This is a genomic window from Streptomyces sp. NPDC057307 (assembly GCF_042667665.1).
GTDB lineage: Bacteria > Actinomycetota > Actinomycetes > Streptomycetales > Streptomycetaceae > Streptomyces.
Map to the genome: position 1 here is coordinate 136073 of NZ_JBHUZM010000003.1, position 9883 is coordinate 145955.

At 71.0% G+C, this 9883-nt stretch carries 11 protein-coding genes; 4 read left to right on the top strand and 7 right to left on the bottom strand.

Features of this window, described 5'->3' with window-relative positions; translation table 11 throughout:
* Positions 1 to 4: 4 nt before the first annotated feature.
* A complete protein-coding gene (locus tag ACFUN8_RS02395) occupies positions 5 to 367 on the bottom strand; it encodes a glyoxalase (RefSeq protein WP_383630271.1) in 363 nt (120 codons plus the stop codon).
* Positions 367 to 1224 (bottom strand): trans-aconitate 2-methyltransferase, encoded by an 858-nt coding sequence (locus ACFUN8_RS02400; protein WP_383630273.1) that lies wholly within the window; start codon positions 1222 to 1224, stop codon positions 367 to 369. Before ACFUN8_RS02400 ends, ACFUN8_RS02395 begins: the two co-directional genes overlap by 1 nt.
* Positions 1225 to 1355: 131 nt before the next feature.
* On the opposite strand from ACFUN8_RS02400, the gene ACFUN8_RS02405 reads away from it, so the two are divergent.
* A complete protein-coding gene (locus ACFUN8_RS02405) occupies positions 1356 to 1853 on the top strand; it encodes a MarR family transcriptional regulator (RefSeq protein ID WP_356584440.1) in 498 nt (165 codons plus the stop codon).
* A 106-nt stretch (positions 1854 to 1959) separates the two neighbouring features.
* Here ACFUN8_RS02405 and ACFUN8_RS02410 read toward each other — a convergent pair whose 3' ends face one another.
* Positions 1960 to 2733 carry a LuxR C-terminal-related transcriptional regulator gene (locus ACFUN8_RS02410; RefSeq protein WP_383630276.1) on the bottom strand — a complete coding sequence of 258 codons (774 nt, stop codon included), beginning with the start codon at positions 2731 to 2733 and terminating at the stop codon, positions 1960 to 1962.
* Between the two features lie 258 nt (positions 2734 to 2991).
* Here ACFUN8_RS02410 and ACFUN8_RS02415 point away from each other — a divergent pair, with 258 nt between their 5' ends.
* Positions 2992 to 3435, top strand: coding sequence for a GNAT family N-acetyltransferase (locus ACFUN8_RS02415; RefSeq protein ID WP_383630278.1), 444 nt, complete (start codon positions 2992 to 2994; stop codon positions 3433 to 3435).
* A 17-nt stretch (positions 3436 to 3452) separates the two neighbouring features.
* On the opposite strand, the gene galK is transcribed toward ACFUN8_RS02415, so the two are convergent.
* Genes galK through galT form a run of 3 tightly spaced genes read right to left on the bottom strand, consistent with a single transcriptional unit; the run spans position 3453 to position 6639 of the window.
* Entirely contained in the window at positions 3453 to 4631 is a 1179-nt protein-coding gene (gene galK / locus ACFUN8_RS02420) for a galactokinase (protein WP_383630280.1), read from the bottom strand.
* Positions 4628 to 5596 (bottom strand): UDP-glucose 4-epimerase GalE, encoded by a 969-nt coding sequence (gene galE / locus ACFUN8_RS02425; RefSeq protein WP_383630282.1) that lies wholly within the window; start codon positions 5594 to 5596, stop codon positions 4628 to 4630. Before galE ends, galK begins: the two co-directional genes overlap by 4 nt.
* Positions 5593 to 6639 carry a galactose-1-phosphate uridylyltransferase gene (galT, locus tag ACFUN8_RS02430; protein ID WP_383630284.1) on the bottom strand — a complete coding sequence of 349 codons (1047 nt, stop codon included), beginning with the start codon at positions 6637 to 6639 and terminating at the stop codon, positions 5593 to 5595. The genes galE and galT overlap by 4 nt, the downstream gene beginning before the upstream one ends.
* A 216-nt stretch (positions 6640 to 6855) precedes the next feature.
* Here galT and ACFUN8_RS02435 point away from each other — a divergent pair, with 216 nt between their 5' ends.
* Together ACFUN8_RS02435 and ACFUN8_RS02440 are read left to right on the top strand one after the other, a co-directional pair.
* Entirely contained in the window at positions 6856 to 8538 is a 1683-nt protein-coding gene (locus tag ACFUN8_RS02435; RefSeq protein ID WP_383630286.1) for a sodium:solute symporter family protein, read from the top strand.
* A gap of 20 nt (positions 8539 to 8558) precedes the next feature.
* Positions 8559 to 8867, top strand: coding sequence for a hypothetical protein (locus tag ACFUN8_RS02440; protein WP_383630288.1), 309 nt, complete (start codon positions 8559 to 8561; stop codon positions 8865 to 8867).
* 96 nt (positions 8868 to 8963) lie between these two features.
* Here the strand turns inward: ACFUN8_RS02440 and ACFUN8_RS02445 are convergent, their stop codons facing one another.
* Positions 8964 to 9686 carry a LuxR C-terminal-related transcriptional regulator gene (locus tag ACFUN8_RS02445; RefSeq protein WP_383630290.1) on the bottom strand — a complete coding sequence of 241 codons (723 nt, stop codon included), beginning with the start codon at positions 9684 to 9686 and terminating at the stop codon, positions 8964 to 8966.
* Between the last annotated feature and the right edge of the window lie 197 nt (positions 9687 to 9883).

Here is a 9883-nt window from a genome sequence, read left to right on the forward strand (position 1 = left end):
CCTCTCAGGTCACCGGTTCCAGGAACTCCAGCCGGTTGCCCACCGGGTCGTCGGAGTAGAAGCGGCGGTGGCCGGGGAGGTTGTCGTCCCAGGTCACCGGGGCGCCAAGGGCGGACAGCCGGGTCGCGTACGCGGTGATACCGGTGACCCGCAGGCCCGGGTGGGCCTTTCTCGCCGGGCGGAAGTCCGGCTCGACGCCGAGGTGGAGCTGTACGGGGCCGGCCTGGAACCAGCAGCCGCCGCGTGCCGCCAGAGCGGGCGGCTTGGGGATCTCCGTCATGCCCAGGATGTCGACGTAGTAGGTACGCAGTGTGGATTCCGAGCCCGCCGGGGCGGCCAGTTGGACATGGTCGACGGCCGTGATCATCAGGCTCGCCTCCGGGCCACCGCGAAGATCCGGCGGAACGGGAACACCGTGCCGTGCGGGCCCGGCGGGTATGCCTTGCGGAGCAGGTCGCCGTACTGGGCGAGGAATTCCGCCGCCTCGTCCGGGTCGTCGGCGAGTTCGGTGAGGACGGGGCGCAGGGCCGTGCCCTTGACCCAGTCGAGCACCGGGTCCTCGCCGGAGAGCAGCTGGAGGTACGTGGTCTCCCAGGCGTCCGTCGTGCAGCCGAGGTCCGTGAGGCGGACCAGGTAGTCGGCCGGGTCGAGGATGTGGACGAAGCGCCGGCCGTGGCTGTCGAGGCGGTCGCTCCAGCGCGGGGTCTCGCACAGTTCGCCGAGGAGCGCGTGGCTGGGGGCGGTGAAGTTGCCGGGGACCTGGAAGGCGAACGTGCCGCCGGGGGTGAGGGCGTCGATCCAGCCCGCGAAGGATTCGGCGTGGTTCGGGACCCACTGGAGCGCCGCGTTGGAGACGATCAGGTCGTACGGCTCCTCGGGTGTCCAGTGCGCGGCGTCGGCGGCCCGGAAGTCCAGCCGGCCGCCGCCGGCCGTGGGGCCCGCGTACTCCTTCTCCGCCCGCGCCAGCATCTCGGGCGAGAGGTCGAAGCCGGTGATGTGGGCGGTGGGCCACCGTTCGGCGAGGAGCGCGGTGACGTTGCCGGGGCCGCAGCCGATGTCGGCTATCCGTGCGGGCCGGTTCCCGTCGGGCAGTTCGGGGATGCGGCCCAGCAGGTCCAGGAAGGGGCGGGTGCGGTGGACGGAGTGGTGGAGGTACTGCTGCGGGTCCCAGGTCGGCGCGGGAGTGGCCGCCGGGCCGGTCGCCGGAGTCGCTGTCGAACTCATGTATGAAGCCCCCTCGGGATACGGAGCGGACGGGCGGATTCCCGTCCGCGCCCGACCATGCCCAAGCCTGCCTCCAAGTATATCTTGACGTCAAGAGACTTCATGTCGACAGACCCTCTACACTGATCGTCATGGAGGACGAGGTCGACCGTCTGGTCGCAGCATGGCGCCGGGAGCGGCCGGACCTCGACGTGGAACCACTCGAGGTGCTGAGCCGCGTCAGCAGGCTCGCGCGCCATCTCGACCGGGCCCGGCGGCTCGCGTTCTCGGAGCACAACCTGGAGCCGTGGGAGTTCGACGTCCTGACCTCGCTGCGGCGGGCCGGCGCGCCGTACCAGCTCTCCCCCGGTCAGTTGCTCACCCAGACCCTGGTCACCTCGGGCACGATGACCAACCGCATCGACCGGCTGGCGAAGAAGGACCTGGTCGAGCGGCTGCCCGACCCCAGCGACCGGCGCGGGGTCCTCGTACGGCTCACCCCCGAGGGGCGCGACCGCGCCGATCAGGCGCTGGCCGGCCTGCTCGCGCAGGAGCGCGCGATCCTCGCGGAGCTGTCGCGCGGGCAGCGCGGCGAACTGGCCGCGCTGCTGCGCCGATTGACCGCGCCGTTCGACAACGTCCCGGGCTGACGTACGGCCCTCCGGCCCGGTCCGTGGTTCCGTGGGCCGCGCCCGTCCCGTGCTCGATCGCGGGACGGGCCCGATTCGCCGGACGGGCCGACAGAGGCCGTACCCCTTACCCCACCCGCACCGCGTCCGTGCCGCCGCCCAGGTCCACCGGGCCGACTCCCGCCCGGCGGGCCAGCGCGACCGCCGCCAGCGTCGAGTGCACGCCCAGCTTCCCGAGCACGTTCTGCATATGCGTACGGACCGTGTGCGGGGACAGGAAGAGGCGCTCGGCCACCGCCTTGCGCCCCAGGCCCGCCACCATGCAGCGCAGCACCTCCAGCTCGCGCGGCGTCAGCGAGTCGACCAGCCGCTCGCTGTCCGTGCGGTGCTTGCGCGCGGCGGTCAGCTCCCGCAGGACGTTCGTGAGCAGCGCGGGCGGCAGATGCGTCTCGTCGCGCAGTACGCCCCTGATCACCGCCAGCAGCCGTTGCAGCGAGCAGTCCTTGGCGACCCAGCCGGACGCGCCGGCCTGGAGCGCGAGTGCCGCGCGGCTCGGGTCGTCCTTCTCGGCGAGGACGACGCAGCGCACCGACGGCTGCCCCGAACGGACGCCCGCCACCAGCGAGATGCCGTCGACGAGCCCGAGACCGGCGTCGCCGTGGTCGGGTACGGCGCGGGCCACCGGGCCGCTGCCCGGACCCGCGACGATGCCCAGGTCGGCGTCGACCAGCATCACGTCGTACGTGCGCCCCTCCGTCGCCGCCCGGTCGAGACAGCGCAGCGCGGCGGGTCCGCTGCCGGCGGCGGCGACGTCCACGTCCGGCTCCGCCGCGAGAGCGGCTGCCAGCGACTCGGCGAATATGCGGTGGTCGTCCACCACGAGAACCCTGATACGGACCAATTGACACCCCCAGATGTCGGGGCGCGGACGACGCGGGTACGGCGCCCGAGTGGGATGGGGTTCGCGTCGCGTGGACACTGTGCCGCCACGGCCGCCGCCGTGCGGCTGCCCCACCCACCCCGGGCGTCGTACCCGACTGTCTCGCTTCCCTGATCAGCACCGGCCCCCACCGGTGCTGTGCATCAGCGTACGGGCGGGGGCCGGGAGCGGAAGACTATTTACAGAACTGATCGGCGACGGCTGGTTAGGGTGGGGCACATGTTTCGTATCGAGACAGAAGTCGACAAAGAACGACGCGCGTTGCTGGGTGAACGGATGCGGGCGACCAACACGGCCCGTTCACCGGTCCTGCGGGAGCTGCGGGGTTCGGCGCAGGACGAGGAAGTCCCGCTGCACGTGTGGCTGATGGAGGAGTCGACGGGCGCGCTGGCGGGCGGCCTCGCGGCCCATGTGTGGGCGCGCTGGCTCCATGTCGACCTGCTGTGGGTCGACGACGCCCACCGCGGCACGGGCCTCGGCACCCGCCTCCTCTCGGAGGCGGAGGACCTGGCCCGTACCCGGGGCTGCCTCCACGCCCGCCTGGAGACCTGGGACTTCCAGGCCCCGGCGTTCTACCGGCGCCAGGGCTACGACCTGGCGGGCCACATCCCGGACTACCCGCCGGGCGTCACGGAGTACTTCTTCACCAAGCGCCTGGCCTGAGCGCGCGGCCCGGACCCTCAGGCCAACCGGTGCGCACCCCGGGACGGGACCGCCGGGAAGACCCGGGGTGCCGTGTGGCCCGCCGACGCGAACGCCTCCAGGACCGCCTTCGTCACCGTGTCCGCGTCCGCCGTCTCCACCAGGACTATCGCCGAGCCGCCGAAGCCGCCGCCCGTCATCCGCGCGCCCAGCGCGCCCGCCGCGAACGACGACGAGACCACGAGGTCCAGTTCGTCGCAGGAGACCCGGAGGTCGTCGCGGAGCGAGGTGTGGCCCTCGATCAGGAGGGGGCCCACCGCGCGGACGTCGTCCCCGTCGAGCAGCGCGATGACCCGCTCCACGCGGTGGTTGTCGCTCACCACATGGCGGACGTAGCGTCGTACGTTCTCTTCCTCGTCCGCCAGCCGTTCCAGCGCGGCGGGCAGATGCGCGTACTCGACTTCACGCAGCGTGCGCACGCCGAGCGCCCGCGCGCCGGCCTCGCAACCGGCGCGCCGCTCGGCGTACGCGCCGTCGCCCAGGGCGTGCTTCACCCGCGTGTCCACGACCAGCAGTCGCAGCCCGACGGCCGCCAGGTCGAAGGGCACCTGGCGCTGCGAGAGGTCGCGGGTGTCGAGGTGCAGCGCGTGGCCGTCCGTGCAGCACGCGGACGCCATCTGGTCCATCACACCGCAGGGGACGCCGACGAACGCGTTCTCGGCGCGCTGGGAGAGCACCGCCAACTCGGGCGCGGACAGGCCGAGTTCGTACAGGTCGTTCAGCGCGAGCGCGGTCACGACCTCCAGCGCCGCCGACGACGAGAGCCCCGCGCCCGTCGGCACGGTCGACATGAGGTGGATGTCGGCGCCGGTGACGGCGTGCCCCGCCTCGCGCAGCGCCCACACCACGCCCGCCGGATACGCCGCCCAGCCGGTGTCCGTCAGCGGCACCAGCTCGTCGGGGGCGAGCCGCACCACACCGCCCGGGACGTCGGCGGAGTGCACGCGCAGCACCCCGTCCGTGCGCCGCGACACCGCCGCGACGGCGGTGTGGGGCAGGGCGAGCGGCATCACGAAGCCGCCGTTGAAGTCGGTGTACTCGCCGATCAGGTTCACCCGGCCCGGCGCGGCCCACACACCCTCGGGCGCCGAGCCGTACAACTCCTCGAACTGCGCCGTCACACGCTCCGCACCGCTCACGCTCCGCGCACCGCTCACCCGTGTGTCTCCTCTCGGCGTGCGAACGCCCACGCGTCCGCGACGATCCCCGCCAGGTCGGCGCGGCTCGGGGTCCAGCCCAGGCGCTCGCGCGCCGTGGCGGCGGAGGCGACCAGGACCGCCGGGTCGCCCGCGCGGCGCGGGGCCGCGACTTCCGGCACCGGGTGGCCGGTGACCGTACGGACGGTCTCGATGACCTCGCGGACGGAGAACCCGCTGCCGTTGCCGAGGTTGCAGACCAGGTGCTCACCGGGCACCGCGGCGTCCAGCGCCAACAGGTGCGCGTCGGCGAGGTCGGCGACGTGGATGTAGTCGCGTACGCAGGTGCCGTCCGGGGTCGGGTAGTCGTCGCCGTACACGGCGATCGACTCGCGCGCGCCGAGGGCGACCTGCAGCACGAGGGGGATCAGATGCGACTCGGGTTCGTGCCGCTCGCCGTGACTCCCGTACGCGCCCGCCACGTTGAAGTACCGCAGGGAGACGGCCGCCAGACCGTGGGCCACGCACTCGCCGCCGATCATGTGGTCGACGGCCAGCTTGGAGGCGCCGTACGGGCTGGTCGGGGCGGTGGGGTCGGTCTCGGTGATCGGCGTGGAGACGGGCTCGCCGTACGTCGCCGCCGTCGAGGAGAAGACGAGTTTGCGGACGCCCGCCGTGCGCATCGCCGCCAGCAGGGCCATCGATCCGCCGACATTGTTGTCCCAGTACTTCTCGGGCTTGGCGACGGACTCGCCGACCTGCGAGGACGCGGCGAAGTGCAGCACCGCGTCGTAGGAGGGGTCCAGCCACTTCGCCGCGTCCTGCACCCGGCCCTCGATGAATTCGGCGCCCGCCGGGACCGCTTCCCGGAAGCCGGTGGAGAGGTCGTCGAGCACGGTCACCTCGTGCCCGGCCTCCAGCAGGTGCGTGGCGACCACGCTGCCGACATACCCCGCGCCGCCCGTAACCAGATACTTGCCACTCACGCGCTCGCTACCTCTCGCAGTCTCTCGGCCGCGGTCTCCGGCGGCACGTCGTTGATGAAGACGTTCATTCCGGACTCGGATCCCGCGAGGAACTTCAGCTTGCCCGACGTCCGGCGGATGGTGAAAAGTTCCAGGTGGAGGGCGAAATCGTCGCGCCCGGGGGCGCGGAACGGCGCCTGGTGCCAGGCCGAGATGTACGGCGTCGGCGGTTCGCCCGCGCCGAAGATCCGGTCGAAGCGCCGCAGCAGCTCCAGATAGACCGCCGGGAACTCGGCGCGCGCCGCCTCGTCGAGCCCCCGCAGGTCCGGCACCCGGCGCAGCGGATAGAGGTGCACCTCGTACGGCCAGTGCGCCGCGTACGGCACGAAGGCCACCCAGTGCTCGCCCGCCAGAACCACCCGGCCGTCGGCGCGCTCGCGCTCCAGGACGTCGTCGTAGAGGTTGCGGCCGGTGGCCGCCCGGTGCTCGGCGACCGAGCGGGACATCCGTTCGGTTCGCGGGGTGACGAAGGGGTACGCGTAGATCTGCCCGTGCGGATGACCAAGGGTCACCCCGATCTCGGGCCCGCGGTTCTCAAAGCAGAACACCTGCTCCACCTGCGGGAGTTCGGCGAGTTCGGCGGTGCGGTCGGTCCATACGTCGAGGACGAGACCGGCCTGTTCCTCGGTGAGAGCGGCGAAGGAGGCGTCATGGTCGGAGGTGAAGCAGACCACCTCGCAGCGTCCGGCGTCCCCGGCGAGGGACGGGAAGCGGTTCTCGAAGACGACCACGTCGTAGTCGCTGTCGGGGATCTCGCTGAGCCTGCCCGCGGCGGCGTCGGTGGGACAGAGCGGGCACTCACCGGCCGGCGGGTGGTAGGTGCGGCCCTGGCGGTGCGAGGCGACGGCGACCGAGTCGCCGAGCAGCGGGTCGCGGCGGATCTCGGAGGTGGTGGAGATGGGTTCGAGCGGCCGCAGGTCCACGGCGTCGCGTACGGCGTCGTCCCGGGAGTCGTAGTAGATCAACTCCCGGCCGTCGGCGAGCGCCGTCACCGTCTTCTTCATCGATTCTTCCTCCGGCCGCACCCGGGCCCGCACACCGGACCCACACTCAAACAGAATTCAACATAACTAACCACGAGGCCACACGCACGTCAACGGTCGCCTCACTCGATCACGATCGAACAAAGAACACCACCAAAAGTGTTCAGTTTCGGTAATGGCAGGCGTAAGTTCCGACCAGTTGAGAGTTAACGTTCACGCGACGAAGCGGGTACCCCCATGCAGTCCCCCACGTACTACCTGGCCGAAGGACTTCGGCTCCCCACCAACGGGCTCGACTACACGATCCTGGCGATCTACTTCATCGTCGTCCTCGGCATCGGTTTCGCCGCACGGGCGAGCGTCAAGACGAGCCTCGACTTCTTCCTCTCCGGCAGATCCCTGCCGGCCTGGGTGACCGGCCTCGCGTTCGTGGCCGCCAACCTCGGCGCGACCGAGATCCTGGGCATGGCCGCGACCGGCGCGCAGTACGGCGTGGCCGTCGTGCACTGGTACTGGATCGGCGCGATCCCCGCCATGGTCTTCCTCGGCCTGGTGATGATGCCGTTCTACTACGGCTCCAAGGTGCGGTCCGTCCCCGAGTTCCTGCTCCAGCGCTTCGACAAGTCGGCGCACCTGCTCAGCTCGGTCCTCTTCGCCTTCGCCGCCATCCTGATCGCGGGCGTCAACCTCTACGCCCTGTCGATCGTGGTCGAGGCGCTGCTGGGCTGGCCCCAGTGGGTCTCGATCGTCGTGGCCGGCTTCTTCGTCCTCGCGTACATCACCGTCGGCGGTCTGTCGTCGGCGATCTACAACGAGGTGCTGCAGTTCTTCGTCATCCTCGCCGCGCTCATACCCCTGACCGTCCTCGGCCTCAAGCGGGTCGGCGGCTGGGACGGTCTGACCGACTCGCTGACCGCGAGCAAGGGTGACAACTTCCTGAGCGCCTGGGGCGGTACGGGCATCGGCGACGCCAACCCGCTCGGCGCGAACTGGCTGACGATCATCCTCGGGCTCGGCTTCGTGCTGTCCTTCGGCTACTGGACGACGAACTTCGCCGAGGTGCAGCGCGCGCTCTCCGCGAAGAACCTCTCCGCCGCCAAGCGCACCCCGCTGATCGCCGCGTTCCCGAAGATCTTCATCGTCTTCCTGGTGATGATCCCGGGCCTGGTCGCCGCCGTGATCGTGCCGAAGATAGGCACGGCGGGCTCGGACCTCACGTACAACGACGCGATCCCCCTGCTGATGCAGGAGTTGCTGCCCAACGGTGTGCTCGGGATCGCCGTCACGGGTCTGATGGCCGCCTTCATGGCCGGTATGGCGGCGAACGTGTCGTCCTTCAACACCGTCTTCACCACCGACATCTGGCAGAAGTACGTGGTCAAGGACCGCGAGGACGCGTACTACCTGCGCTTCGGACGGCTGATCACCGCGATCGGTGTGGCGGCCTCCGTCGGCACGGCGTTCATCGCCGCCAGCTTCTCCAACATCATGAGCTACCTCCAGACGCTGTTCTCCTTCTTCAACGTGCCGATGTTCGTGGTCTTCATCATCGGTATGTTCTGGAAGCGGGCCTCGATGAAGTCCGGTGCCTGGGGTCTGGTCGCCGGTACGACGGCCGCGATGATCAACTACTTCTGGATCTACAAGCAGGGCGTCATCGACATCCCCAGCGACCAGGGCGCCAACTTCGTCTCCGCGATCGTGGGCTTCGTCGCCGGCGCCGTGGTGATGGTCGTCGTCACGCTGTTCACCGCGCCGAAGCCGGAGTCCGAACTCGCTGGCCTGGTGTACGGGACGACGTCACCCGGCATGAGCGAGGCGCCGGCCGAGGGCGACGACGCGTGGTACCGCAAGCCGGCCCTGCTCGGCTGGGGCGCGATCGTCATCGCCGCGGCCTGCTACATCCCGTACTCCTTCTGACCGAAGCGGAGGCACACACCATGTCCGACCTGCACAAAGAAGTCTCCGAACTGGAAGGCAAGTCCGCCACGGCGGCCCGCCTGTTCGACATCCGTCTCATCATCGGCGGCCTGTTCACGCTGTACGGGGTGATCGTCACCGTCGCCGGTGTCTTCGTGTCCGACGCGGACATGAAGAAGGCCGAGGACGTCAACATCAACCTCTGGACGGGGCTGGCGATGCTGGCGCTCGGCCTGTTCTTCCTGGGCTGGATGAAGCTGCGCCCGACGGAGATACCGCCGCCGACGGCGACGGACACGGCGGCCGACGCGTCCGACGCCGGGAAGTAGGGCCTGTCCGGCGGATCTTAGCGGGCCGCGAAGATCCGCCGGAGGACCGGCCGCCGGGCGGGCCCGGTGGATCCTCGTCGTCCTGGGCACGTGTACTCACGCGCCGGTGCCGTCCGGCCCCGTCGTCCGGTGCGGCGGCCCGTCCGGCAGGACCGTCACGACCGCCCGGTCCAGCAGCCCCGTCCGCGCGGCCAGCGCCGCCGCCTCCAGCCGGGAGCCGACGCCCAGCTTCATCAGGACCCGCTGCACATGCGTACGGGCCGTGCTCGGCGCGATGCCCATGCCGGCGGCGATCAGCCGGGTGTCCTCCCCCTCGGCGACCCGTACCAGGACCTCGATCTCGCGCGGGGTGAGCATCCGCAGCAGCCGCTGCCCCTCGTCGTCCGGCTGGGCCGCCGGATTCAGCAGTTCGGTGAACGCGCCCTGCAACAGCCCCGGCGCCACGGCCGCGTCACCCGCCCGCGCCTTCACGATCGCCCGCTCGACGCCCTCGATGCGCTCGTCGTGCCGGACGTAACCGCACGCCCCGGCCGCGAAGGCGGCGGCGATACCGCGCGGGTTCGGCACCGGGCCGAGCACCACGACCGCCACCTGCGGGCGGTCCCGTTTGATCCGTACGATCGGGTCGAAGGCGCCGGGTCCGTCCGGTGCCGCGGTCCCCATCAGGCACACCTCGGGCGCCCGGCTCACGACCAGTTCGGCGGCGCCGGCCGTGGGCGCCGCCGCGGCGAGCACCCGGTGCCCGCGCAGTTTCAGGGCCGAGGCGAGCGCCTCGGCGAGTAGTCGGTGGTCGTCAACCACCATGAGCCGTACGCCCATTGAGCAACCCCATCCCCCCGCCGGCCCCGGGCCCCCCGGCCCCCCTTAGGGTCTGACCCGGCAAGCTACACGCTAGGCCGAAGTCGCGCGCCCCCGTACGGGTAAGTAGCCGCCTACTTGTCGAATTCGCCGCTATTCGGCGCGGATCAGGTGGCCGGATGATCGTCGATCGCCGGGCGGGCCGCGTACAGACGGCC

What these genes read in the sequence shown, in the direction of transcription:
- ACFUN8_RS02395 (WP_383630271.1), bottom strand. Translation starts at nt 367, where the DNA reads ATGATCACGGCCGTCGACCATGTCCAACTGGCCGCCCCGGCGGGCTCG.
- ACFUN8_RS02400 (WP_383630273.1), bottom strand. Translation starts at nt 1,224, where the DNA reads ATGAGTTCGACAGCGACTCCGGCGACCGGCCCGGCGGCCACTCCCGCG.
- ACFUN8_RS02405 (WP_356584440.1), top strand. Translation starts at nt 1,356, where the DNA reads ATGGAGGACGAGGTCGACCGTCTGGTCGCAGCATGGCGCCGGGAGCGG.
- ACFUN8_RS02415 (WP_383630278.1), top strand. Translation starts at nt 2,992, where the DNA reads ATGTTTCGTATCGAGACAGAAGTCGACAAAGAACGACGCGCGTTGCTG.
- galT (WP_383630284.1), bottom strand. Translation starts at nt 6,639, where the DNA reads ATGAAGAAGACGGTGACGGCGCTCGCCGACGGCCGGGAGTTGATCTAC.
- ACFUN8_RS02435 (WP_383630286.1), top strand. Translation starts at nt 6,856, where the DNA reads ATGCAGTCCCCCACGTACTACCTGGCCGAAGGACTTCGGCTCCCCACC.
- ACFUN8_RS02440 (WP_383630288.1), top strand. Translation starts at nt 8,559, where the DNA reads ATGTCCGACCTGCACAAAGAAGTCTCCGAACTGGAAGGCAAGTCCGCC.
- ACFUN8_RS02445 (WP_383630290.1), bottom strand. Translation starts at nt 9,686, where the DNA reads ATGGGCGTACGGCTCATGGTGGTTGACGACCACCGACTACTCGCCGAG.